Source organism: Enterobacter sp. NFIX59 (assembly GCF_900113755.1).
In the GTDB taxonomy this organism is placed as follows: Bacteria; Pseudomonadota; Gammaproteobacteria; order Enterobacterales; family Enterobacteriaceae; genus Enterobacter; species Enterobacter pseudoroggenkampii.
Window position 1 is genome coordinate 194,187 of the sequence record NZ_FOQN01000006.1, and the last position, 24,086, is coordinate 218,272.

Annotated in this window: 20 protein-coding genes; 7 read left to right on the forward strand and 13 right to left on the reverse strand. The window is 55.7% G+C overall.

Annotated elements, in window-relative coordinates; translation table 11 throughout:
• Positions 1–78: 78 nt before the first annotated feature.
• The 4 genes from BM007_RS19250 to yiaK are packed head-to-tail and all read right to left on the reverse strand — an operon-like array spanning position 79 to position 3,872.
• A complete protein-coding gene (locus tag BM007_RS19250) occupies positions 79–1,398 on the reverse strand; it encodes an MFS transporter (RefSeq protein WP_090420420.1) in 1,320 nt (439 codons plus the stop codon).
• Positions 1,399–1,442: 44 nt separating this feature from the next.
• Positions 1,443–2,369, reverse strand: a complete 927-nt coding sequence (locus BM007_RS19255) for a DUF4862 family protein (protein ID WP_090420423.1) — start codon at positions 2,367–2,369, stop codon at positions 1,443–1,445.
• Between the two features lie 26 nt (positions 2,370–2,395).
• Positions 2,396–2,863, reverse strand: coding sequence for a YhcH/YjgK/YiaL family protein (locus tag BM007_RS19260; RefSeq protein ID WP_090420426.1), 468 nt, complete (start codon positions 2,861–2,863; stop codon positions 2,396–2,398).
• A gap of 10 nt (positions 2,864–2,873) precedes the next feature.
• Positions 2,874–3,872, reverse strand: a complete 999-nt coding sequence (yiaK, locus tag BM007_RS19265) for a 3-dehydro-L-gulonate 2-dehydrogenase (protein ID WP_090420430.1) — start codon at positions 3,870–3,872, stop codon at positions 2,874–2,876.
• 224 nt (positions 3,873–4,096) lie between these two features.
• On the opposite strand from yiaK, the gene yiaJ reads away from it, so the two are divergent.
• The gene (gene yiaJ / locus BM007_RS19270; RefSeq protein WP_021242452.1) at positions 4,097–4,915 is read left to right on the forward strand and encodes an IclR family transcriptional regulator YiaJ; all 819 of its coding nucleotides are present in this window, start codon (positions 4,097–4,099) and stop codon (positions 4,913–4,915) included.
• A 3-nt stretch (positions 4,916–4,918) separates the two neighbouring features.
• Complete coding sequence (locus BM007_RS19275) at positions 4,919–5,374, forward strand: 4Fe-4S dicluster domain-containing protein (protein WP_090420433.1); 456 nt, start codon at positions 4,919–4,921, stop codon at positions 5,372–5,374.
• On the opposite strand, the gene BM007_RS19280 is transcribed toward BM007_RS19275, so the two are convergent.
• The 4 genes from BM007_RS19280 to BM007_RS19300 all read right to left on the reverse strand — a co-directional run bounded on the left by BM007_RS19280 (position 5,358) and on the right by BM007_RS19300 (position 12,109).
• Entirely contained in the window at positions 5,358–7,076 is a 1,719-nt protein-coding gene (locus BM007_RS19280) for a ShlB/FhaC/HecB family hemolysin secretion/activation protein (protein WP_090420436.1), read from the reverse strand. The genes BM007_RS19275 and BM007_RS19280 overlap by 17 nt on opposite strands.
• Positions 7,077–7,184: 108 nt before the next feature.
• A complete protein-coding gene (locus BM007_RS23460; protein ID WP_254780657.1) occupies positions 7,185–8,321 on the reverse strand; it encodes a collagen-like triple helix repeat-containing protein in 1,137 nt (378 codons plus the stop codon).
• 304 nt (positions 8,322–8,625) lie between these two features.
• Complete coding sequence (gene avtA, locus BM007_RS19295) at positions 8,626–9,882, reverse strand: valine--pyruvate transaminase (protein ID WP_048992863.1); 1,257 nt, start codon at positions 9,880–9,882, stop codon at positions 8,626–8,628.
• Positions 9,883–10,078: 196 nt separating this feature from the next.
• Positions 10,079–12,109, reverse strand: a complete 2,031-nt coding sequence (locus BM007_RS19300) for an alpha-amylase (RefSeq protein ID WP_090420439.1) — start codon at positions 12,107–12,109, stop codon at positions 10,079–10,081.
• 314 nt (positions 12,110–12,423) lie between these two features.
• Here BM007_RS19300 and BM007_RS19310 point away from each other — a divergent pair, with 314 nt between their 5' ends.
• Entirely contained in the window at positions 12,424–13,248 is an 825-nt protein-coding gene (locus tag BM007_RS19310) for a protein bax (protein WP_032645431.1), read from the forward strand.
• Between the two features lie 39 nt (positions 13,249–13,287).
• Here BM007_RS19310 and xylR read toward each other — a convergent pair whose 3' ends face one another.
• The 4 genes from xylR to xylF all read right to left on the reverse strand — a co-directional run bounded on the left by xylR (position 13,288) and on the right by xylF (position 18,265).
• The gene (xylR, locus tag BM007_RS19315; RefSeq protein ID WP_021242460.1) at positions 13,288–14,466 is read right to left on the reverse strand and encodes a D-xylose utilization transcriptional activator XylR; all 1,179 of its coding nucleotides are present in this window, start codon (positions 14,464–14,466) and stop codon (positions 13,288–13,290) included.
• 33 nt (positions 14,467–14,499) lie between these two features.
• A complete protein-coding gene (gene xylH, locus BM007_RS19320; protein WP_090420442.1) occupies positions 14,500–15,681 on the reverse strand; it encodes a xylose ABC transporter permease XylH in 1,182 nt (393 codons plus the stop codon).
• Positions 15,659–17,200, reverse strand: a complete 1,542-nt coding sequence (locus tag BM007_RS19325; protein ID WP_090420445.1) for a xylose ABC transporter ATP-binding protein — start codon at positions 17,198–17,200, stop codon at positions 15,659–15,661. Before BM007_RS19325 ends, xylH begins: the two co-directional genes overlap by 23 nt.
• 72 nt (positions 17,201–17,272) lie before the next feature.
• A complete protein-coding gene (xylF, locus tag BM007_RS19330) occupies positions 17,273–18,265 on the reverse strand; it encodes a D-xylose ABC transporter substrate-binding protein (RefSeq protein ID WP_032661828.1) in 993 nt (330 codons plus the stop codon).
• Between the two features lie 371 nt (positions 18,266–18,636).
• On the opposite strand from xylF, the gene xylA reads away from it, so the two are divergent.
• The 4 genes from xylA (at position 18,637) to BM007_RS19355 (ending at position 23,038) form a co-directional block, all read left to right on the forward strand.
• Positions 18,637–19,959, forward strand: coding sequence for a xylose isomerase (gene xylA, locus BM007_RS19340; protein WP_090420479.1), 1,323 nt, complete (start codon positions 18,637–18,639; stop codon positions 19,957–19,959).
• A gap of 61 nt (positions 19,960–20,020) precedes the next feature.
• Complete coding sequence (gene xylB / locus BM007_RS19345) at positions 20,021–21,475, forward strand: xylulokinase (RefSeq protein WP_090420448.1); 1,455 nt, start codon at positions 20,021–20,023, stop codon at positions 21,473–21,475.
• Positions 21,476–21,578: 103 nt separating this feature from the next.
• On the forward strand, positions 21,579–22,118 hold the full coding sequence (locus BM007_RS19350; protein ID WP_061716183.1) for an isochorismatase family protein: 540 nt from the start codon (positions 21,579–21,581) through the stop codon (positions 22,116–22,118).
• Positions 22,118–23,038, forward strand: a complete 921-nt coding sequence (locus tag BM007_RS19355; RefSeq protein ID WP_024909069.1) for a GlxA family transcriptional regulator — start codon at positions 22,118–22,120, stop codon at positions 23,036–23,038. The genes BM007_RS19350 and BM007_RS19355 overlap by 1 nt, the downstream gene beginning before the upstream one ends.
• On the opposite strand, the gene BM007_RS19360 is transcribed toward BM007_RS19355, so the two are convergent.
• Complete coding sequence (locus BM007_RS19360; protein ID WP_024909070.1) at positions 23,031–24,026, reverse strand: acyltransferase; 996 nt, start codon at positions 24,024–24,026, stop codon at positions 23,031–23,033. The genes BM007_RS19355 and BM007_RS19360 overlap by 8 nt on opposite strands.
• Positions 24,027–24,086 lie beyond the last annotated feature (60 nt).

Genomic DNA, 24,086 nt, shown 5'->3' on the forward strand with positions numbered 1-24,086 from the left:
GCCGGGTGGCGCTTCGCTTACCCGACCTACGGTTCGGTTTTCTCCCTCTCCCCGTGGGAGAGGGCTGGGGTGAGGGCATCAGGCCGCACGTTTATGCGGAGTCACCGTGGGATTGGGCTCTGCGCCGGCATCGCATTTCGCCGGTAACAGCAGAGCCAACAGCGACGCCAGGGCGAGTGAAACGGCCAGGCAGTAAACGCCGGCATCTTTGCTGTACAGGGTGATAAGCACCCCAACCGCATACGGGCCACAGAAGCCACCGAGGTTGCCCAGGGCGTTGATCACGCCTCGCGCGCCGCCCGCCATCTCTGCGCTGAACAGTCGCGCCGGAATGGTCCAGAACACGCCCGCGGCGGATTGCAGGAAGAACCCGCAGCCCACCAGTGCGGCATAGGCCAGCCAGGTACTCTCTTTCAGCGCTACGGAGAGGAACATGCAGAGCGCGAAGCCAATCAACGGCAGGGAGACAAACAGCTTGCGCTTGCCGGTGCGGTCAGAGAGCGTGGAGAACAGGAACATGCCCGCAATGGCCCCGATGTAAGGCAGGATGGCGAGCATGCCCACCTGACCGATGCTGGTGTGCGTCAGCTCTTTCAGGATGGTCGGCAGCCAGAGCGTGTAGCCGTAAATCCCGGTCTGATAGAAGAAGTTCAGGGCGATCAGTTGCCACATGGTTTTGTCGGACAGCACTGCGCCGAGCGACGCGTTTTTCACCTCTTTGCCAGCGATGGCCTGCTGTTCAGCCGCCAGCGTTTGCACCAGATAGTTTTTCTCCGCCTCTGAAATCCAGCGCGCTTCCTGCGGCCGGTCGTACATGGTGAACGCCCACAGCACCAGCACAACGACGGACATTAAACCTTCAATAATGAACAGCCAGCGCCAGTCGAGCGCGGTGATGATCCAGCCCGACAGCGGGGCGGTGATGATCCCGGCGATGGGCACGAACATGATCACAATCGCGTTGGCGCGACCGCGCTCGGCGTCCGGGAACCAGTTGCTGATCATGGTGAGCACAACGGGCAGCATCCCGCCTTCCGCCACGCCGAGTAAGAAGCGCAGCACCAGCAGCTGATACTGATTCGTCACGAGACCCGTAAGCACAGAGATCACCGCCCAGGCAACCAGCGACCAGCCGATAAACTTCTTGCCGCTGCCGTGCACGGCAATCTTGCCGCCGGGAACCTGCAGGAACAGATAGCCGATAAAGAAGATCCCGCCCGCCAGGCCTGCCATTGTTGCGGTAATACCTAATTCTTCATCCATACCACCCGGCATCGCAAATGCGATATTCACGCGGTCCATATATGAAATAATGCAGGCGATAAGAATGGGAGGAATGATTCTTAGCCAGCGCTGGCGCGGAATGTCCGCATGTAGAGCATGAGTAGAAATATTCATAGTTAATCTCTCAGTAAGGTAACCGGAATAAAATTTTCTTATTGTTATTGCGTTGCTTTATTCATTGCGCTGATACCGTCGCGTAAAATGGCGATGCGATGGCTGACATCAGCATTAGCATTTATTTCCAGTAATTTAATACCGGAGAATTTCAACGTTGCGGCGCTCGCCGCAGTAAAGAGTGATTTTGCGTGTTCAGTTGTCATCAAACTGTCGGCACAGAATGAGGAAAACGGCGCGTGCAGATCCTGCCATTCTCCGTACTCCCCGTGGGTGGTCGTGCCCGAAAACATCAATGCACCCAGTTTCCCGGCATTGAGTGCGGCCTGAACATGGTCAAGCGGAAGGGTGGTGTTACGGCCTTCGATGGCCGACCGCGCCCAGTTGATGCAGACGCTGATATCCGTCTCTTTTACCACCTCCAGCACCTGCTCTAAAGGCAGGAAACCCTTGCGCGGTGCTGGGCCGTTCATGGCATCGCAGTGTTCCAGCACCAGATCGCAGCCCCAGTCCCAGCCTGTAATTTCACGGATGGAGCGGGAAAACGCCTCGGTGGCCTGTTCGACGGAAACATTGCCCGCCTGCGGGGCTGCCTGCATTTCCAGGGCTATCACTTTGCCCGGATAACGGGCGTTCACGGCGTTAACTTTCTGGTGCAGATGCCGGTAAAAGTCTATACATGCTTTACGCTGCGTTTCGTCAGCTGACGCCAGGCCAAATGCGCTGTTGATACCGCGGCGGCGCATGGTTTCCATCACTGCCGTGACCACAATTTGCCATTCACCCGGCGTATGGCGGAACAGCCATTCGTCGCCAAGAGGATGAAGATTTTCAAGGCACGGCTGTTCCAGCCCGCGAATATTCGGCGTGTCGGAAAGTTCCCGCCAGAAGGTTTGTTCTTCTTGTTCCCCTTTCTGGTGAAACGAGGGTGCGCAGGGGTACGCACCAATAATAAAACCGGTGTTGGTCATTTCGCATTCCTGTATTTATCAGAAAATTAATCTAATTCGCTGATTGCCACTTTCACCACAATTTTACGAATTGCGGATTCCTTGTTTTTAATACAGGCAGGACGGTGTACATCCTGCGGGAAAAATAGGGCATAGCTGCCGGGTATCATTTCGATAAACGATTCATTTTCACTGTCGTGATAAAAAATAATATCGCGCTGTTCCAGCAATGATTCGCTTATTTCGTTATTGCCGGTATCAATAGCGATACCGATTTTCTCTTCACCCCACGCCAAAAACTGAATATCCAGATAGCGGCGGTGCACTTCCGGGCGGTTCACGTGCGGTTCCTTTGTCGTCAGGTCGAGAACCTGAGCAAAAATGTTGCGACCTTCAATTTCTACTACGCCTGGCGCCAGGGTGGTGAAATCCGTCGTGCGCAGAAAATTAAGCGCTTTTTCAATCCCCTGCGGCAGGCGACACGGATTTGGCTGGGAAATATGTCCAAATATCATGGCCCACTCCTTACAGAGACTGGATTTTCGCCCACACGCTGTCGTCGATGGTGATGCCGTCGCGGCGGTTCTCTTCCAGCAGGCGCGTGAATTCATGCCCCGGAAGGCGGACGGCAACGTTTTCATCTGACCGCTGCGCGGTGGTAACGAAGTCCATAATGCGCTGCAGTTTGGCATCGCGGGTTGGACCGTCGATCAGGCGATCCACCTCGATGGCGATAAAGATCTGCGACACGCCATACTCGTCGCTGTTGTCCTGGGTCACTTCCGCGACGGAAGATCCGTTGGAGAGCAGGGTGGCGATCATGTCGAGCACGATGGATAAGCCGGACCCTTTCCAATAGCCCATGGGCAGAATGCGGCGGTTTTTCTCGATCACGCCTGGCTCTCGGGTGAGATTGCCCTCGTCGTCAAAGCCGCCATCGACCGGCAGCTCGCGCCCGGCCAGGCGATTCACCTCCAGCATGCCGTAGGAGAACATTGACATCGACATGTCGACCATGGTGATCGGGTTAGAGGGAATAGCCACGATCAGCGGATTGGTGCCGATGCAGCACTCTTTTGATCCCCATGCGGGCATCACGGCAATTGAGTTGGTCCAGCAAATACCGATGTAGCCCTTCTCCGCCGCCTGCCAGCCGTAGCTGCCGCCGCGCATCCAGTGGTTCGCGTTACGCAGTGCCACCAGACCAATGCCGTGATCGGACGCCAGCTCGGTGGCGCGATCCATCATCTTTTTCGCCGTCAGGTTGCCAATGGAGCGCTGGGCATCCCACTGTTCGATGGCGCCTAATGTCATCACCCGTTTGGGCTGAGCGTCGGGAATGATATCGCCTGCATCAAGCTGCTGAATAAAGCGCGGGAAGCGGTTCACACCATGCGAATAGACGCCGGACTCCGTGGTGCGAGCGAACATGTTGGCGCAAGCGTCTGCGGTTTCCGCTTTCACGCCGCGATCGAGCAGAACCCGATTAAACGCCGCTTTCAACTCTTCGAAGGTCACTTTCATCCCTGTTCTCCTGTTCTTTTAAGGGCAAGTGCGAGTGCTTTTTTATCGCTAAATTTCACTATGCGAAATCTGATTTCAAATATAGCGATCAAATTTTGTCAGATCAACGACATTCATGTTTTTCAAAATCGATTAAAATCAACTGGTTGTGTTTTTTCTGTTGAGATCGTGAACTGACCCACACTTTGCGCTACCATCAGGACGCGCTAAACAGGAGCCATGTAATGAGCATGAAAGAGAGCGAAATGACGCAAGAGAAAGAGAGGCCAGCAGGCAGCCAGAGCTTGTTTCGCGGCCTGATGCTGATTGAGATCCTCAGCAACTATCCGAACGGGTGTCCACTTGCGCATTTATCGGAACTGGCGGGGCTGAATAAGAGCACCGTGCACCGCTTGCTGCAGGGGCTACAGTCGTGCGGGTACGTGACCCCGGCACCCGCAGCGGGCAGCTATCGTCTGACCACCAAATTTATCGCCGTCGGGCAAAAGGCCCTGTCGTCGCTGAATATCATTCACGTGGCCGCTCCGCACCTTGAGGCGCTGAACATTGCCACCGGCGAGACGGTGAATTTCTCCAGCCGGGAAGACGACCACGCGATCCTGATTTACAAGCTCGAACCGACAACCGGTATGCTGCGCACGCGCGCCTATATCGGCCAGCATATGCCGCTCTACTGCTCCGCAATGGGCAAGATCTACATGGCGTTTGGTCATCAGGATTACGTGGCGAGCTACTGGGAGAGCCATCAGGAACAGATCCAACCTTTGACGCGCAACACCATCACTGAGTTGAGTGCGATGTATGATGAGCTGGCGGAAATTCGCGATCGCAGCATGGCGATGGACAAAGAAGAGAACGAGCTGGGCGTTTCCTGTATTGCCGTGCCGGTGTTTGATATCCACGGCCGCGTCCCGTATGCGATCTCTATCTCGCTGTCGACGTCGCGCATGAAGCAGGTGGGTGAGAAGAACTTGCTCAAGCCGCTGCGCGAAACGGCAGAGGCTATCTCAAAAGAGCTGGGTTTTAACGTGCGCGAGGCGTAACTGATGAACCGATTTATCATGGCGGATGCGGGAAAATGCATCGGGTGCCGCACCTGCGAAGTGGCCTGCGCGGTTGCGCATCAGGACGACTTCACCGCACAGACTTTCACCTCCCGCCTTCGGGTGGTGAAGGGGGACGCCTACACTACGGCGGTGGGTTGCCATCAGTGCGAGGACGCGCCCTGTGCTAACGTCTGCCCAACCCATGCCATCAGCCGTACGGCGGGCACCTGGCTCGTTGAGCAGACGCGCTGCATTGGGTGCAAAAGCTGTGTGGTGGCCTGTCCGTTTGGGGCGATGCAGGTTCGTCTGGAGGGAAATAGAGCGCAGGCGCTGAAATGTGATTTGTGCAGTCATCGCGAAGGCGGACCGGCCTGCGTGGAGGCCTGTCCAACCCACGCGCTGCGCTGCGTTGATCCTGCCAGTATTCGGGCTGAAAAGCTTACTGCATTTTATTGAAATTCCACGTGAACGTCAGACTGTAGCGCCAGTCTCTGTTGCGACTGTCTGTCGGAACATCCCCGACGGGTCTTGCCGCCTCCACCGTGACGCTATAGTGACGCGTATCGCCTATCATCACCCCGGTTGCCACTGACCCGAGCCGTTGATGAGGCAAACCGGAGGTGTTAAACCAGGTTTGCGCGGTATCGGCCAGGATGTAGGGCTGGATTGTGGCAAGCCAGGTGCTCTCTTTTCGCATCTGGATATAGCGCAGTTCTACCTGCCCGCCATAGCCGTAATCACCGCTTGTTTCACTGTCCTGGTATCCACGGCCAAAGCGCTGGGCACCGAAGCTAACGCGTTCGGGCTCCGGCAACGTGTTATTTGACCAGTCTCCCTCCCAGGACGTTGATAGCCGCCATTTGTCGGCAAACAGCCAGGCTGCGTCCAGATAGCTTTTCGTGAGCGTAAAATTCATATCGGGTTTAGGGGCTGAGACGATATCCGCACCCATCGCATCAATACCCTGACGGACGTTGAGCCTGCCGCTGATGCTGGCGGTTGTGAATTGATGTGCTCCATTAATGCCCACTTCCAGCGCGGGATAACGCGCGTGTTGGTTGACGGAGTTCAGACTATAGGTTTTGCCCTGTAGTCTGGCCTGCAGGGCATAATCATCCTGGCGGTCGGTGTAATCAAAACCGCCGGTCAGATTAATTTGTGATTTTTGCGTCAGCAGCAGGGGATAGCCAAACGTCACGCCCCCGTTGTATTGCGTTGTTTTTTGCTTCGAATCGACGTTGATATTGTTTGGCAAAGAGAGCAGGGGAGAAAAATCTCGCGGATCTTCACGGTAATAGCTGCCTTTTAGCTGCATGGTCAGCCCTTCATCGTTTAAAAACTGCTGCCAGTTGAGACCGACATAGTTTTTTCGCGTGTTGCTATCTAACGGTACAAGCGTGGCCACACCAAGCTGATCGCCATAGCTTGTCATGTTGCTGAGCGTGCCGTTCAGCATCATTAAATCTTGCCCTTTACGGGTGTCGATCGTGGAGGCGATATTCCAGCTCCGCTCCTGATTACCGGTTATCTGCATTGCCGCCGCGCCATAAATATTGGTTGGCAGCTGCGCGTTGGCCGTGACCGGAACGTTAGGGGTACGGGTCATCAGCTGGCTATAGCGATCGAACGTATCCTGTGACAGCGGTTTTTCCGCCATGATTTTTTCTGACAATCGTTTAAGACGCTCGGCGATATGAGGGTTATTACTGGTGATGTCGCTGTGAGCGACATACCCTTCAACCAGAACAATTTTAATATTGCCCTGCTGGAAATTATCATCCGGCAGCCAGGCATAGGAGAGCGGAAAACCGTCGGCCTTATAGCGCGCCGTAATATCATTTACCAGCCCCGTGAGCGTTTCTAGCGGCACGGTTTTTCCGGCGTACGGCCTGAAGGGCTGAAGCAATTCCTGCAAGGGATAACGCGTTCCGCCAATAAACTGAATGTGATGAATGGTAATGGGCGTTTCAGGCGTCAGCGTTGACTGCGGTTTTTCTATTTTGACTTTCGGCTGGGGGACAGCCTCAGTTTGTTCTGGGGCAACGTTACGCGAAACTTGCGCCGGGTTATCAGGGTTAATAATAGAGGGCAGTGTATCGGCGCGGGCCATGCTCAGCACAACCAGCCCCGTCAGCGAAAAAAGGAAGTGGTGTTTCATCGCGCTATCCCTGTTCATCATTCCCGGTTAGGGGGAGTATCGCCGTATAAAGCGCCCCTGAACCAGGGGCGCAGAATGACAATAAGCAGATTACTGTTTGACCGGTGGCTAATGTGTTGTTGCGGTGGCCGTAACGCCCGACGTCAGGGTACTGAGGGTCGTATTGACCGTTGCACCCAAACTGTTGTTCGTGGCCGCCACGTTTGCATTGGCTGTGAGAGATCCTGAACCTCCTCCCGTTGTCGAAGAGGCGGGTTTAACCAGCGTGCCGCTATCCGTCACCGTCTGGCCGACGTTCTGGACGACCTGACCCGCGCCGTTAAGCCCGCTATTACTGTTGCTGACGTTGGTCCCCACGCCGCTCACGGTGTTACCCACCTGAGTCAGCAGACCGTTGACCGGTGTGCCGAGACCCGTCGTGGTGCCCACGCTTTGCGTCACGCCCTGTACTCCGCCCAGCGTCTTATTAGCCACGGTCGTGGTATCTGTTGTTACCTGAGTGACCGCAGGGCTGCTTACCGTGTTGGTGAGACCCGTGCCGGTGTTACTGACCAGTTGCCCGGTACTGTTGACCACGCTGCCCGTCAGGCCGGTTACACCGCTGACCGGTGTTCCGGAAGTGGAGCTCGCCAGGCCCGTGCCTACCGTTGAAACGGTATTGCCCAGGGAGGTGACCGACGTGGTCACGCCTTTAACGGTTGTGCCCACACCGTTCGTGTTGTTTGGATCGCCAACGCCAGTCGTGACGCCTGTCCCCACGGTGGACACGGCACTGCCAACACCGCTGACGGTGGTTGAAACGGTTGACGTGACGGGATTATTTGTCGGCAGCTGGCTTCCAAGACCATCCACCGTAGAGCCGACGCTGGTTACTGTTTTACCGGCATCACCCAGTATGGTATTTGCGCCTGCGGTAGTGGTTCCGCCACCGCCCGTGTTGCCTGTTCCGGTTCCTCCGCTGCCATTGCCTCCTGAGCCCGATCCTGAACCAGAACCCGTTCCGCCGCCAGCGCCTGTCCCGGTACCTGAACCCGTCCCGGTACCCGAACCGTTGCTGCCCGAACCGCCATTGCTCGCGGTCGAGCCACTTCCATCACCTGAGCCGCTGCTGCTTCCCGTCGCAGGGTTATTTTTGGCCGTTGAGTGATGAGAGCCGCCACCGCTTCCACTACAGGCAGAAAGAGAGAACGCGAGCAGTACCGCAACAGCAATAGCGCTGATGCGACTAACATTATTAGGTAGCATATGAATACTCCACGCAAAAGAACGCCGAGCGGCGTATTAGTGAGTATATGCAGTATTTTTAAATATGCATGAAAGTGACTTGATAAGGTATTTTGCGGTGTTGCAGGGGTTATTTCAAAATAACAATAAGTTAAGATCTTTAATTGATGCTTAATTATTGGCGGGGAAGTTAGTGGGCGTAAATTAAAGGAATATTCCTAAGGAAACTCAAGAGAGATGATAAATTAAACGCTACAGGATATATCCTTAATATAAGATTCAGATCACGGAAAAATAAGGCTCTTCATTTGAAGAGCCTTATTATTTAACAATTGCCTTCGCGCCAGGCTTTTTCGATCTCTTCGGCGAGAATTTTAACACCCGCTTCGATTTTTTCCGGATCGGGGACGTAGTTCATGCGCATGCACTGATGGGTATGCGGCCACGGCTTATCCAGACCCGGGAAGAAATAATCGCCCGGCACCATCAGTACGCCGCGCTTTTTCAGGCGCTGGTAAAGCAGTTCGGTGGTGATAGGTAAATCCTTAAACCACAGCCAGAGGAAAATCGCCCCTTCCGGTTTGTGGATTAGGCAGCGTTCTTCCGGCAAGTAGCGGCGAATTGTCGCAATCGTCTCCTGAACGCGCTGGTAATAGAAAGGCTTGATCACGTCATTCGACAGACGCAGCAGGTCCTTGCGTTTGATCATTTCGCACATCATTGCCGGGCCAATGCCGCCCGGTGAAAGGCTGATAATGCCGTTCATATTGGTGATGGCGGTGATGATTTTCTCATTGGCAATGATGATGCCGCAGCGGCTGCCCGGCAGACCCAGCTTAGAAAGGCTCATGCACAGGACGATGTTCGGGTTCCACAGCGGGCGTGCTTCGCTGAAGATAATGCCCGGGAACGGTACGCCGTAGGCGTTATCGATCACCAGCGGGATGCCGTGCTGATTTGCCAGTACATCCAGCTTCATCAGTTCGTCGTCGGTGATCACGTTGCCCGTTGGGTTAGTCGGACGCGATACGCAGATCATGCCCGTCTCTTCGCCAATATGCAGGTGTTCAAAATCGACGTGATATTTGAACTGGCCTTCCGGCAGTAGCTCAATATTCGGGCGCGCGGAGACGAACAGATCCTCTTCCAAGCCGGAATCAGCGTAGCCGATATACTCCGGTGCCAGCGGGAAGAGCACTTTTTTGGTGGTGCCGTCGGCGCGACGCCCTGCGAACAGGTTAAACAAGTAGAAAAACGCGCTCTGGCTGCCGTTTGTCAGTGCAATATTCTGTGGTTCGATATCCCAACCCAGCTCGTCACGCAGCATTTCGGCGAGGAGTGCCAGCAGCTCGGTTTTACCCTGCGGGCCGTCGTAATTGCAAAGCGCATCGGTTGCTTTGCCGCTTTCCAGCATCTGAGCGAGCAGCGTCTGGAAATAGGTCGTCATCTCCGGGATTTGAGCCGGGTTTCCGCCGCCGAGCATGATTGCGCCCGGTGTGCGCAGCCCGTCGTTGAGGTCCTCCATCAGGCGAGTAATGCCTGAATGGCGGGTAAATTTGTCGCCGAAAAGTGAAAACGTCATAGCAGGTGATCTGTCGAGCTTATTTTGAAAGTGGGTAACCATAACGCTAGCACCGTGCTGGTGCAAATCGGGTGATGTGGTCGGATTTGTTGTTTTATAGGGCAGAGTTGGATTTGTGTAGTGAATAGTTCTGGTGGGATTTCCCCTCACCCCGGCCCTCCCCCCTGCGGGGAGAGGGTTAGGGTGAGGGGGAAAATTACTGATTACCTGCCCATACCACCATCACCTTATCGCCCTTGTGCTCGCGTACGAAGCCGTACCCCTCTTTCAGCGACAGCGTGGTTTGTTTGCCTTCACCGATCGCCGGATGGCGGGCGCGGAACTGCCCCAGCGTTTGCCAGTGGGCGACGGTTAGGGCCTGCTTGCCCGTGACGTCCTGCCAGTTCATATCTGACCGGGTACCCTGCAGCGGGTCGGAGCCTGTCGGCCCGAACGGACGCTCGGATTCATCCCCGTAATAGATTTGTACGCTGCCCGGCGCCAGCAGAAGCAATTCCGCTGCGCGCTGGCCCCCTTCGCGGAACAGGCGCGTATCGTGGGATGAGAGATAGCTCAGCACGTTGAAGCTTTGCAGCTTCTCCGCCATCTGCTGCCAGGTGAGATCCATATCGGCCAGGCAATCCACCGCTTTTGCCGCCTGCTCCTGATAATCAAAGTTGATCATCGCATCAAAACCGTGGCGGTAATAATCGCTTTGCATCACCCCGTGGCCCCAGGATTCCCCGGTCATCCAGAACGGTGCGTTGTCGAGCTTTTTGTCCGGGTTCGCCCCTTTCCAGGCGGCCAGCGCCTGGCTTGCCTGGTCTTTCAGCTGTTGCCAGGCCGCAAGCTCAACGTGTTTCGCCGTATCCACCCGGAAACCGTCGATGCCGTAGTCACGGACCCACTGGCTGAGCCAGTGGGTAAGGTAGTCGCGCGGGGTATATCCCTTGATGGCCTTCGCGTGGGTATCGGGTTTGTGTTGATAAAAGTTTGGCAATCCAGAAGGCGTCGTGGATTCCGTTTTCAGATCCGGCAGAAATGCCAGCGACATGGTTAAATCATCGAAGCCGGGGTTATCGTAATCACCGATGTCGGTGCGGATCCACTTTTTACCCCACCATTTTTCCCATGCGGCTTTGTCACTAAAGTTGATGTAGTCGTTAAAGCTGTGCCAGGTCTGGCCTGCGCCCGGCTTCCAGTCCGTCCAGCGTTCTCCCAGCATCTTTTTCAGCTCATCACCCTGCAGGTACAGAGCACCAAACTGATATTCCTGCATGTCTGCCAGCGTGGCATAACCAACGTGGTTCATGACGATATCGAAAAGAACGCGGATCCCGCGTTTGTGCGCTTCGTCGACAAGCTGGCGTAAATCATCTTCAGTTCCCATATTGGCGTCGAGCGTTGTCCAGTCCAGGGTGTAGTAGCCGTGATAGGCGTAATGCGGGAAATCACCTTTGGTGCCACCGCCTACCCAGCCGTGGATCTGCTCAAGCGGGGAGCTTATCCAGAGCGCATTTACCCCCAACTGCTGTAAATAATCGAGCTTGCCGGCGAGCCCCTTGAGATCGCCGCCGTGGAAGGTGCCAATCTCCTGCATGCCGTCTTTATGGCGGCCATAGCTGTTGTCGTTGCCCGGGTCGCCATTCACATAGCGATCGGTCAGTACAAAATAGACGGTGGCGTTTTGCCAGCTAAACGGCGCAGGCTTGTCGGTTTCGGCGCGCTCAAGCAGCAGCAGGCCGTTACTGTTGGCGGCTGGCTGCAGGGTGATTTTCCCATCTTGTACGGTCGCCGTCTGTTTACTGTAGTAGTCGCGCACCACGGTGCCTTCCGGGAAGGTGTTGCTGACGTCCAGCGTCAGCGGCTTACCGTCCCACTTTGGACACTGGCGGATGACGTTTGCAACCGGCTGTTCTGCGGCACTCTGAATCGTCAGCAGCAGGGTGGGCGTGCCGGAGCGAGTATCAATCCGCATCTGGTAGTCGCCGTCGCGGAAAAGTCGCCACTGCGGCGGTGTGCCGTCACAGGGCTTGAGCGACAGCATCTCATTGAGTTTTATCGCGCCTGTGGGCTGCCAGCACGTCTTGTCAAAACTCAGCGTAAGAGGACGCGTACCCTTCGCAAGCTTTGCCTGGCTGGTGAAGACTCCGGTGCCTTCGGCGCTAAATGCGCTAAACCCCGGCGATGACCAGTCGGCATGTGCCAGTGCGGGTAACATCAGAAAGGCTAATGCGGTGCGTTTCATTCCTTTTTCCTGTCGCGGCATTTTTGACCAGTGTGCCAGCAGGCAGAGGGGAAAAGCTCATCCCCTGTCGCTTTCTGCCGGGAGGATGCGTGAGGATGAGTGATCTTGCGCAAAATTAGGCAGTTATCTGCGAGAACGCACACATATTTTCGGAAATGATGTTTTTATGAGCAAGTTTCAGGTGACATAGTTTCGGAATTGGACTATTTCTATACGTGCTCTTGAAGTCTATTTTTGATATGATTTGAGATTCCGCTCTCAAATTTGTGAAAAAAATAAGGTGTTGGGATGATTACATCCGACCAGGAGACCTAATGATATCGACTCCCATTCGACGATATGGGGCTGCGATACTCATGTTACTCACCACGGCATTTTCGGGTGAGGTGCTTGCGAAGACGCACACGGATACAACGAGTAAGAAAGCCCACGTAATAAAGACGACAAGTAGTAAGGTTAGCAGTAAACAAGAGTATTCTCGCAATAGTGCAAAGAGTAGTTCACTTCCTGATTTGCGAAAATACCCTTCCGGAACACCAAGGAAAAAAGCGTTTCTCCGGACGGTAATGCCTTACATCACGAGTCAAAATGCCGCGATTACTGCGGATCGTAACTGGCTGATCTCCAAACAGTACGATAGCCGCTGGTCGCCGTCAGAGCGCGCGCGTCTGAAAGATATCACGCAGCGCTATAAGCTGAGCTGGAACGGTAACACCCGTCGTGTGCCGTGGAATGCTCTCCTTGAGCGTGTGGATATCATCCCGGGCAGCATGGTTGCGACCATGGCTGCTGCCGAAAGCGGCTGGGGGACTTCTAAGCTTGCGCGTAGCAACAACAACCTTTTCGGCATGAAGTGCGTGAAAGGTCGTTGTAACAATGCCCCTGGCAAGGTGAAAGGCTATTCGCAGTTTGAATCTGTGAAGGATTCCGTCAGCGCCTACGTGGTGAATCTGAATACGCACCCGGCCTACTCATCGTTCCGTAAATCACGCGCTCAGCTGCGTAAAGCGGACCAGGAAGTGACGGCCAGTACGATGATCCACAAGCTGAAAGGTTATTCGACGAAGGGACAGAGCTATAACAACTATCTGTTCGCCATGTACCAGGATAACCAGCGCTTAATCGCCGCCCATATGTAATCTCAAAAAAACGCCTTCCACTGGAAGGCGTTTTCTTTTCTATATCAGCACCTCGCTGTGGCGATCCCGATACTCCTTCGGCGTGGTGTCATACTCTTTGCGGAACACCGAATAGAAATATTGCAGGGACGGGTAACCGCACATCTGCGAGATTTCGTTGATCGACAGTGACGTGGAGATGAGCAGGCTGCGTGCTTTCTCCAGCTTTTCAGCATGGATAACGGCATGAATGGTTTCGCCCACCTCTTCTTTGAACCGCTTCTCCAGATTCGAACGCGAAATGCCCACCGAATCCAGCACCTGATCGACTTTAATCCCTTTGCAGGCGTGGTTGCGAATATAGTGCATGGCCTGAATGACGGCCGGGTCGCTTAAGGAGCGATAATCGGTTGAGCGACGTTCTACGACGCGAACAGGAGGCACCAGCAGGCGCTGAAGCGGCAGAGATTCTTTATCCAGCAGGCGATGCAGCAGCTTCGCCGCCTGATAGCCCATCTGACGCGTGCCCTGGGCAACGGAGGAGAGCGCCACGCGGGAAAGGTAGCGGGTCAGTTCTTCATTATCAATGCCAATCACGCACAGCTTTTCGGGCACCGGAATGTGTAAATGTTCGCAGACCTGCAGCACGTGGCGCGCGCGGGCGTCCGTTACGGCAATAATACCGGTTTGCGGCGGCAGCGTTTGCAGCCAGTCCGCCAGGCGGTTTTGCGCGTGCTGCCAGTTTTCCGGCGCGGTCTCCAGGCCCTGATACACCACGCCGCGATACTTTTCCTGCGCGACCAGCTGGCAAAACGCGTGTTCGCGCTCAACGGCCCAGCGCTTGCCGCTGGTGGCGGGTAAACCATAAAACGCGAAGCGATGGACGCCTTTCTCTTTTAAATGGAGAAAGGCGGCCTCGACCAGCGCATGGTTATCGGTGGCAATATAGTGGACCGGCGGATAGTGTTCGGGCGAATGGTAGGAGCCGCCGACGCCCACTATCGGGACGTCGACGTCGGTCAGCAGCTGCTCGATGACGGGATCGTCATAGTCCGCGATGACGCCATCGCCCAGCCAGTCTTTGATGTTCTCCAGACGGGTGCGAAAATCTTCTTCAATAAAAATATCCCATTCGGATTGCGACGCCTGCAAATATTCACCCACGCCTTCCACCACCTGACGGTCGTAGGCTTTGTTGGCATTGAATAACAACGTAATGCGGTGACGCTTTTCAAACATGGCTCACTTCCCAATTAAGTCACAATACGGTTATCAGGCCCGTCGCTTGGTGGCCGAGTCCATCCAGACTGCCAGTAAAAGAATGGCCCCCTTGACGATATACTGCCAAAACGTCGGGACGTCCATCATACTCATCCCGTTATCCAACGACGCCATGATAAATGCCCCCATGACCGCACCTGCCACGCTACCGATACCCCCTGCGAGGCTGGTGCCGCCAATAACGCAGGCGGCGATAGCATCCAGCTCGGCGATGTTACCGGCGGAGGGAGAGCCGGCCCCGAGACGCGAGCTGAGGATCAATCCGGCGATAGCGACCATCAGGCCGTTAATGGCGAAGACCGCCAGCTTGGTGCGTTCGACATTGATACCCGAGAGGCGGGCCGCTTCAAGGTTGCCGCCAATGGCATAAATACGGCGGCCAAACGCGGTGCGCGTGGCCATAAACATGCCGCCCAGCAGTAAAAGTGCCAGCAGCAGGACAGGGGTCGGGACACCGCGATAGTCGTTTAAAAGCCAGATGGCGCCCAGCACAATGACCGCCATGAGCGCCTGACGTCCCACTACCGACGTGGATGCTGGCGACGCCAGCCCCAGCGCCTGACGGCGCATACGTCCACGCCACTGCCACGCGACAAAGGCCAGTAACCCAATCACACCGAGGGTAAAGCCCACGCTATCTGAGAGATAACTCTGGCCAATCTGCGACATGGCTGCACTGGTCGGGGAGACGGTAGTGCCGTTAGTGATGCCGATTAAGATCCCGCGGAAGGCCAGCATCCCTGCCAGGGTGACGATGAACGACGGCACTTTACGGTAGGCTACCCACCAGCCATTCCAGGCTCCCAGTACCAGCCCCAATACCAGCGTGACCGCCACGGTCAGCGGCAGCGGCCAGCCGAACCAGACGTCAAAAATCGCCGCCACGCCGCCGAGGAGCCCCATCATTGAACCGACCGACAGGTCGATTTCCGCGGAGATAATCACGAACACCATGCCGACGGCGAGAATGCCGGTGATGGCGGTCTGGCGGAGCAGGTTGGAGACGTTACGCGCGCTTAAGTACGAGCCATCGGTCATCCAGGTAAAGAACAGCATGATGACGATAATCGCCGCGATCATCACGAAAACCTGCAGGTTAAGCGCTTTTAGCCCCGCGAACGCACCGGGCGTCGGAACGGCGACTTTGATATCAGACGGATTGCTTTTCGACATGACGTTCGCTCCTTAAAGCGGCTTCCATCACCTGCTCCTGCGTCAGGTTCTGGTTAATCAGGTTGGCTTTCAGTTTTCCCTCGTGCATGACCAGCACGCGGTCGCTCAGGCCGAGCACTTCGGGTAACTCAGACGAAATGACAATGACGGCAATCCCTTGCTGTACAAGCTGATTAATCAGTTTGTAGATTTCATATTTGGCACCGATATCAATCCCGCGCGTGGGCTCATCAAGGATTAGAATGCGTGGATTGAGAAGCAGGCAGCGCGCCAGAATCGCCTTCTGCTGGTTGCCGCCGCTCAGACGGCCAATGGCCAGTTCTGGTGAGGAGGTTTTGACCTTCAGCCGGGCAAGTGACTGGAGAATGCACTGCTGCTCGGCGGCATCGTCCAGGCTGCTCAACGCGCCGGAGAACCGATCGAGCGCCGCAAGCGTAATATTTTTCCCCACCGCCATAACCGGCACGATACCGTCTTTTTTGCGGTCTTCCGGCACCATGGCAATGCCGCGGGCAATCGCCTGCTGGCAGTTGTCGATTTTCACCGGCTGGCCGTCGATATAAATCGTGCCCTCCCAGCGTCCCGGCCACACGCCAAACAGACACTGTACGGCCTCCGTGCGCCCGGCGCCGACTAACCCGGCAATACCGAGAATTTCGCCGCTGTGCAGAGAAAACGAGACGTTATTCACACGCTTGATGTGGCGGTTAACGGGATGCCACGCGGTCAGATTTTCCACGCGCAGCACTTCATCACCTGTTGCGTGGGGCTCATTCGGGTAGAGTGCCGTCAGCTCGCGGCCCACCATCATGGTGATGATGTCATCTTCGCTCATCCCGGCGGCTTCACGCGTGCCGATGTGTTGCCCGTCTCGGATCACGCAGATGGTGTCCGAAATGGCTTTAACCTCGTTCAGCTTGTGCGAAATATAGATGCAGGCGATGCCGTGATTTTGCAGATCGCGAATGATATCGAGCAGAACCGCAGTTTCCTGTTCGGTGAGCGAGGCCGTTGGCTCATCAAGGATCAGCAGCCTGACCTGTTTATTGAGCGCTTTCGCGATTTCGACCAGCTGCTGTTGCCCTAGGCCCAGATCCCCCACGCGGGTATCCGGTGAAATGTTGAGGCTCACCTGCGCCAGCAGCTTTTCGCAGCGGAGCGTCATGGTGTCGTAATCCAGCACGCCGTGGCGGGAAATTTCGGCCCCGAGGAAAATGTTCTCCAGCACGGTGAGATGCTTCACCAGCGCCAGCTCCTGGTGGATGATGGCGATGCCTTTGCGTTCGGTATCGCGGATGTGTGTCGCCTGGATCACTTCACCGGCAAAGACGATTTCGCCTTCGTAGCTGCCGTGTGGGTAGATCCCGCACAACACTTTCATCAGCGTCGACTTGCCCGAACCGTTCTCACCGCACAGCGAAACCACTTCGCCGGGGTTCAACCGGAGGCTGACGTTGTCGACGGCTTTCACCGTGCCGAAGCGTTTGGTGATGCTTTTCATTTCAAGTAAATAAGGCATAACTGCTCCACATAACCCGAGGGAAGAACAGTACAACGTGATGCGCCCCCGCAGAGCAGGGGCCGCGCCGGATTACAGTTCGCTCTTCTTGTGGAAACCGTCTTTAACCACGGTGGCGTCAATGTTCTCTTTGTTGACTTCAATCGGTGTGAGCAGGCGAGCCGGAACGTCTTTCAGCCCGTTATTCAGCGTTGCGTCTGCTTTAGGCTGTTTGCCATTGCCCAGCTCTACGGCGATTTCCGCCGCCGTATTGGCCAACTGGGTAATCGGTTTGTAGACCGTCATGGTTTGGGTGCCTGCGATAATGCGTTTTACGCCAGCCAGATCGGCATCCTGTCCTGAAATGGCGACTTTACCGGCCAGCCCCTGGGCGCTCAGGGCCTGAATCGCACCGCCTGCGGTGGCATCGTTGGAGGCCACAACCGCATCAATTTTGTTGTTGTTGGCCGTCAGCGCGTTTTCCATAATCTTCAGCGCGTTTTCTGGCAGCCAGCCGTCGGCCCACTGATCGCCGACCACTTTAATTTTCCCGTTGTCGATATACGGCTTAAGGACTTTCATTTGTCCTTCACGGAACAGTTTGGCGTTGTTATCCACCGGAGAGCCGCCCATCAGGAAATAATTGCCCTGAGGCACTTTGTCGATCAGGCTTTGCGCCTGTAATTCCCCGACTTTTTCATTGTCGAACGAAATATAATAATCAATGTCCGCATTATTAATCATGCGGTCATAGGCCAGCACTTTTATGCCTTCCTGTTTGGCTTCTTTCACCACGTTACTTAATACCTGGCCGTTATAGGGGATAATGACCAGCACATCGACGCCACGGTTAATCATATTCTCGATCTGCGACATTTGTGTTTCTTCGTTGCCGTTAGCCGACTGAACAAACACGCTGGCGCCGAGGGATTCTGCTTTTTTAACAAAAATATCGCGATCTTTTTGCCAGCGCTCCAGACGCAGGTCGTCAATCGCCATGCCAATTTTGACCTCTTTGGCATGTCCTGCAAAGCTTGTAAGGAGGAGCGTAGTGCAGAGCGTTAGAGTCAGGTTCTTTATCTTCATAATTATTAGGCCTTTTTGTAGGGGTATGTGTTGCTGAGATAAAAGAAACATTCACTGCTGAGACGCAGCAAATTTTTAACGCGGAAAGGCGGGCTGGCAATTACAGATTTTTATCTTCCCATTATGATATTTGGTTTATTTCTGAATTTATGACCGCGATCGGATTTTAAAATACGTAACGCCTTAATTACATTTGATTCTGGAATACGCGCCGAGAAATAGTTTGTCTGCGCATTATTTTGCGAGCCAGCGCACAGTTGTGCATTCTCTCAATAGCAGTGTGAAATAACGTAATTGAGCAACCCAAAATGTCTATTCACTATTACTCCTGTATCAACGACTCGCCGCATACCCTGATTATGGAGCTCAATATGCAAGCTTATTTCGACCAACTCGATCGTGTTCGTTACGAAGGCCCAAAAACGACCAATCCTTTAGCATTTCGTCACTACAACCCGGATGAGCTGGTGCTGGGTAAGCGCATGGAAGATCATCTGCGCTTTGCCGCCTGTTACTGGCATACCTTCTGCTGGAACGGCGCCGATATGTTCGGCGTGGGTTCCTTTGACCGCCCGTGGCAGCAGCCGGGTGAGGCCCTTGAACTGGCGAAACGCAAAGCCGATGTCGCGTTTGAGTTCTTCCACAAGCTGAACGTGCCGTACTACTGCTTCCATGACGTGGACGTGTCACCGGAAGGCGCATCGCTGAAAGAGTATCTGAACAACTTTGCGCAGATGGTGGATGTACTGGCGGCGAAACAGCAGCAAAGTGGCGTGAAGCTGCTGTGGGGCACGGCAAACTGCTTTACCAACCCTCGCTACGGCGCGGGCGCGGCAACCAACCCGGATCCAGAAGTGTTTAGCTGGGCGGCCACGCAGGTGGTGACGGCAATGAACGCCACGCATCAGTTGGGTGGTGAAAACTATGTCCTGTGGGGCGGACGTGAAGGCTATGAAACCCTGCTCAACACCGATCTGCGTCAGGAGCGCGAGCAGATTGGCCGCTTTATGCAGATGGTTGTCGACCATAAGCACAAAATCGGCTTCCGCGGCACGCTGCTGATTGAGCCGAAGCCGCAGGAACCGACGAAGCACCAGTATGACTACGACGTGGCGACGGTGTATGGCTTCCTGAAGCAGTTCGGTCTGGAAAAAGAGATCAAAGTGAACATTGAAGCCAACCACGCCACGCTGGCGGGCCACTCTTTCCACCACGAGATCGCGTCTGCGATTGCGCTGGGCATCTTCGGCTCGGTCGATGCTAACCGCGGCGACGCGCAGCTGGGCTGGGACACCGACCAGTTCCCGAACAGCGTGGAAGAGAATGCGCTGGTGATGTACGAAATCATCAAAGCGGGCGGTTTCACTACCGGCGGCCTGAACTTTGACGCCAAAGTGCGTCGCCAGAGCACCGACAAATACGATCTGTTCTACGGCCACATTGGCGCGATGGACACCATGGCGCTGGCGCTGAAAGTGGCGGCACGTATGATTGAAGACGGCGAGCTCGATAAACGCGTGGCGAAGCGTTACAGCGGCTGGAACAGTGAGCTGGGCCAGCAAATTTTGAAAGGTCAATTATCACTTGCGGAGATCGCGAAGTACGCTGAACAACATCAGCTGGCGCCGCAGCACCAGAGCGGGCATCAGGAACTGCTGGAAAATCTGGTCAATCACTACCTGTTCGATAAATAACAGCACGTAGGCCCGGTAAGCGTTAGCGCCACCGGGCATTTCTGTTAAAGGAGTCACCGTAATGTATATCGGGATCGATCTTGGCACATCGGGTGTGAAAGCCATCCTGTTAAGCGAGCAGGGCGACGTGTTAGCAACGCAGACGGAAACGCTGCAGGTTTCACGTCCGCATCCGCTGTGGTCGGAACAGGATCCGGAGCAGTGGTGGCAGGCGACGGATCGCGCAATCAAAGCCTTAGGCGAGCAGCACAGCCTGCGCGACGTGAAAGCGCTGGGGATTGCCGGACAAATGCACGGCGCGACGCTGCTCGATAGCCAGCATCGCGTGTTGCGACCCGCCATTCTCTGGAACGATGGCCGCTGTGCGGAAGAGTGCGCGCTTCTTGAGGCGCGTGTACCCACGTCTCGTGAGATTACCGGCAACCTGATGATGCCCGGCTTTACCGCGCCCAAGCTGCTGTGGGTGCAGCGCCACGAGCCGGAGGTTTTCCGTCAGGTGGCGAAAGTCCTGCTGCCGAAAGACTATCTGCGTTTTCGCATGACGGGCGATTTCGCCAGCGACATGTCCGATGCCGCCGGCACCATGTGGCTCGACGTGGCGAAGCGCGACTGGAGCGAGGCGATGCTGGATGCCTGCCATCTGACCCGTGAACACATGCCCGCGCTGTTCGAAGGCTGTGAGGTGACGGGCGCACTGCTGCCAGACGTTGCAGAACGCTGGAATATGCCTGCCGTACCGGTGGTGGCTGGAGGTGGCGACAATGCCGCGGGTGCTGTCGGTGTCGGCATGGTTGAGGCGGGCCAGGCGATGCTGTCGCTGGGAACGTCTGGCGTCTATTTTGCCGTCAGCGACGGATATCGCAGTAATCCCGAAAGCGCTGTGCACAGTTTCTGTCATGCCCTTCCGGGTAAATGGCATTTGATGTCGGTGATGCTCAGCGCGGCGTCCTGCCTGGACTGGGCGGCAAAACTCACCGGCATGGCCGACGTGCCGGCGCTCATTTCTGCGGCGCAGCAGGCGGATGACGCTGCGGGTACCGTCTGGTTTTTACCGTATCTTTCCGGCGAACGTACGCCGCACAACAATCCGGAAGCGAAAGGGGTGTTCTTTGGCTTAACCCATCAGCATGGCCCGGCAGAACTGGCGCGTGCGGTTCTGGAAGGCGTGGGCTATGCCCTGGCCGACGGGATGGACGTGGTGCACGACTGCGGCCTGAAACCGACGAGCGTCACCCTGATTGGCGGCGGTGCGCGAAGCCCTTACTGGCGACAGATGCTCTCGGATATCAGCGGTTTGCAGCTGGATTTCCGCACAGGAGGGGATGTTGGCCCCGCGCTCGGCGCCGCGCGTCTGGCGCAAATAGCCATTCATCCGGAACAACCGCTTTCGCAACTGCTGCCGCAGCTTACCCTTGAACAGGCGCATGTACCTGATACGGTGCGCCATGCGCGGTACGCGGAAAGGCGCGACGTGTTCCGCAAAATCTACCAGCAGCTGCTGCCGCTGATGTCATAAATACGCTTGTCCGGGAGAGGCACGAGGATGTCCTTTTTTGGTCTGTGCGTGCCTTTATTTCCTTGCCAGTATGGTGTTACACCCACTGGCAAGGAGATCCATCATGTCACGCATTTCACTCATCAATATTGATACTCAGCAGTCGTTCCATCATCGCAATTACTGGCAGGAGGACGATATTCCTGCCTTTCAGCAGGCGATGCTGGGGCTGATTGAAGGCTGCCAGGCGCGCAATATTCCGGTCGTTGATATTTTTCATGTGGATGAAGACGGTCCCTTTACCCTGGAGAGCGGCTTTGTCAAACCGATGGCCTTTTTACGTCATCAGCCGGATGTAGTTTTCCAGAAACACGTCCATAATGCCTTCACGGATACCGGGCTCGATCGCTGGCTGCGCGAGCGTGATATCAACCAGCTGATTATCTGCGGCATTCGCACTGAGCAATGCTGCGAAACCACCGCCCGGGTGGCATCCGATCTGGGTTATGCTGTGACCTTTGTCAGTGAGGCAACGCTGACGTTTCCGATGACGTACAGGGGCATTACCCTGAGCGCAGCGGAAATTCGCCACCGTACCGAGACGGTACTTTCGGGGCGTTTTGCCGAGATTAAAACGGTAGCGGAGACGCTGGAGTCCCTGTAATGAGCATCGACGTTTGGTTCGTGATGTTGCCCGGTGTGCTGTCATTAGACATGACCGGCCCGGCAGAGACCTTTGTGCTGGCTGGCGACGCGTTTCGTCTGCATTACATCGGCCCACAAGCGGAGGTTCCGACGTCGATAGGCCTGACGATGAGCGGCATCCAGCCGTTACCGGAAAGGCTTCCTGAGGGGAGCCTGCTGGTATTGCCCGGCGTGAGCGACTCCCGCAGTCAGTTTTCGACACCACAGGCGTTACAGATACAGCACTGGCTGATGCGCCTGCAGCCGGTCATTCAGCGCCGGGATATCACGGTGATGTGCGTCTGTTCCGGAGCCTTACTGGCGGCGAAGTCGGGCCTGCTGAACAATCGGCAGTGCACCACCCACCATGACGTTATCAGCCGTTTACGCACCGCAGCTCCCACGGCGACGATTAAAGAAAACCGCATCTTTGTGCAGGATGAGAACATCTGGACCAGCGCGGGGATCACGTCTGGCATCGATCTGGCGCTGCATATGATTAACCGCCTGTGCGGTCCCGAAAAGGCGCTGGCCGTGGCGCGCGAGATGGTGGTCTGGTTCCGCCGTTCCGGTGACGATCCCCAGCTCTCCCCGTGGCTACGCTACCGCAATCATCTTCATCCGGCGATTCATCGGGCGCAGGATGCGCTCACGGCCGAGCCACAAAAAACGTGGAGCTTGCCTGATATCGCCGCGCTGGCGCACGTCAGCCCGCGCCATCTCACCCGGCTTTTTCAGTCACATTTAGGGATTAGCGTTCGCGATTATCTGGAGCAACTGCGTCTGGCGGTAGCGGAGCAGTGGCTATTGCAGGGGCGCGGCGTGGAGCAGGCTTCACTGGCGGCAGGGTTTTCCTCCCCGCGCCAGTATCATCGCGCCCGGCAGCGAAGCATTAGCTGACGAAGCGGCGAGCGTCGATTTTTTGCAGCAGCATCGACAGCAGCAGGCTGATCGCCAGCGTGGCGGCAAAAATCCAGACGATATCCAGCGCCGGCCAGCTTTTTAGCTCAATGCCTCTCGTGCGCAGCGCGTGGATCACCAGCGCGTGAAAACCGTAAATCCCGAGAGAGTGCTGCGAGATAAGACTCAGCACGGGCAGGGGACGCGCGTTCAGGGTGTTTTTGGCGAGCGTGAGCAGCGAGACGGCACAGATAAAGACCATCGGCCCGCAATACAGATACCAGGTATCGGCAAAATTGCCGCGCCACTGCAGCTCGTGCAGCGTCCCGCGTGAAATCACCGCCACCCCAGCGATAAACAGCGCCCCGCAGAGCCAGTTCAGACCGCGTTTTTGCGTATCCATCATCCCGATGGCACGCCCCAGCATGCCGTAAAGCACGTAGTAAAAAGTATCGCCGTTGATATAGAGATTGACCGGCAGCCACTCAAATCCGTCGATTTTCTGTGAGAGCGTATTCGGGTTGGCAATAATGCCAGCCACCACCATCAGGGCCAGCAGCATTTTACCGCTGACGTTTTTTACCTGGATGAGCGGGGAGACCAGATAGATAACGATAATGGCGAAGAAGAACCACAGGTGGTAGAACACCGGTTTTTGCAGCACGTATTTCAGCGATAGTCCGGCGTTTATTGAGGTGAACAGAGTGATATAGAGCAAGGCAACGGCACTGTAGAACCCCAGGCAGGCCGCGATGCGGATGAAGTGCCTCGGCTGCGCGCTGCGCTCGCCAAAAAAGAGAAAGCCGGAAATCATAAAGAACAGCGGCACGCTGACGCGCGACGCAGAGTTGAGAATATTGGCGATATCCCAGTTAACGGGGCTGATGCTGTGCGCATTCGTGACATACCAGGTCGTCGTGTGGATCATGACCACCATCAGACAGGCTATTCCTCGCAGGTTATCAATCCAGTTAATTTTTGACTGCATCAGTTCCTCGTATTCCCTGTAAATTGAGTGTGACTCCCATTGTCCAAATGTCTTCGTTTG

What these genes read in the sequence shown, in the direction of transcription:
- BM007_RS19250 (WP_090420420.1), bottom strand. Translation starts at nt 1,398, where the DNA reads ATGAATATTTCTACTCATGCTCTACATGCGGACATTCCGCGCCAGCGC.
- BM007_RS19255 (WP_090420423.1), bottom strand. Translation starts at nt 2,369, where the DNA reads ATGACCAACACCGGTTTTATTATTGGTGCGTACCCCTGCGCACCCTCG.
- BM007_RS19260 (WP_090420426.1), bottom strand. Translation starts at nt 2,863, where the DNA reads ATGATATTTGGACATATTTCCCAGCCAAATCCGTGTCGCCTGCCGCAG.
- yiaK (WP_090420430.1), bottom strand. Translation starts at nt 3,872, where the DNA reads ATGAAAGTGACCTTCGAAGAGTTGAAAGCGGCGTTTAATCGGGTTCTG.
- yiaJ (WP_021242452.1), top strand. Translation starts at nt 4,097, where the DNA reads ATGAGCATGAAAGAGAGCGAAATGACGCAAGAGAAAGAGAGGCCAGCA.
- BM007_RS19275 (WP_090420433.1), top strand. Translation starts at nt 4,919, where the DNA reads ATGAACCGATTTATCATGGCGGATGCGGGAAAATGCATCGGGTGCCGC.
- BM007_RS19280 (WP_090420436.1), bottom strand. Translation starts at nt 7,076, where the DNA reads ATGAAACACCACTTCCTTTTTTCGCTGACGGGGCTGGTTGTGCTGAGC.
- BM007_RS23460 (WP_254780657.1), bottom strand. Translation starts at nt 8,321, where the DNA reads ATGCTACCTAATAATGTTAGTCGCATCAGCGCTATTGCTGTTGCGGTA.
- avtA (WP_048992863.1), bottom strand. Translation starts at nt 9,882, where the DNA reads ATGACGTTTTCACTTTTCGGCGACAAATTTACCCGCCATTCAGGCATT.
- BM007_RS19300 (WP_090420439.1), bottom strand. Translation starts at nt 12,109, where the DNA reads ATGAAACGCACCGCATTAGCCTTTCTGATGTTACCCGCACTGGCACAT.
- BM007_RS19310 (WP_032645431.1), top strand. Translation starts at nt 12,424, where the DNA reads ATGATATCGACTCCCATTCGACGATATGGGGCTGCGATACTCATGTTA.
- xylR (WP_021242460.1), bottom strand. Translation starts at nt 14,466, where the DNA reads ATGTTTGAAAAGCGTCACCGCATTACGTTGTTATTCAATGCCAACAAA.
- xylH (WP_090420442.1), bottom strand. Translation starts at nt 15,681, where the DNA reads ATGTCGAAAAGCAATCCGTCTGATATCAAAGTCGCCGTTCCGACGCCC.
- BM007_RS19325 (WP_090420445.1), bottom strand. Translation starts at nt 17,200, where the DNA reads ATGCCTTATTTACTTGAAATGAAAAGCATCACCAAACGCTTCGGCACG.
- xylF (WP_032661828.1), bottom strand. Translation starts at nt 18,265, where the DNA reads ATGAAGATAAAGAACCTGACTCTAACGCTCTGCACTACGCTCCTCCTT.
- xylA (WP_090420479.1), top strand. Translation starts at nt 18,637, where the DNA reads ATGCAAGCTTATTTCGACCAACTCGATCGTGTTCGTTACGAAGGCCCA.
- xylB (WP_090420448.1), top strand. Translation starts at nt 20,021, where the DNA reads ATGTATATCGGGATCGATCTTGGCACATCGGGTGTGAAAGCCATCCTG.
- BM007_RS19350 (WP_061716183.1), top strand. Translation starts at nt 21,579, where the DNA reads ATGTCACGCATTTCACTCATCAATATTGATACTCAGCAGTCGTTCCAT.
- BM007_RS19355 (WP_024909069.1), top strand. Translation starts at nt 22,118, where the DNA reads ATGAGCATCGACGTTTGGTTCGTGATGTTGCCCGGTGTGCTGTCATTA.
- BM007_RS19360 (WP_024909070.1), bottom strand. Translation starts at nt 24,026, where the DNA reads ATGCAGTCAAAAATTAACTGGATTGATAACCTGCGAGGAATAGCCTGT.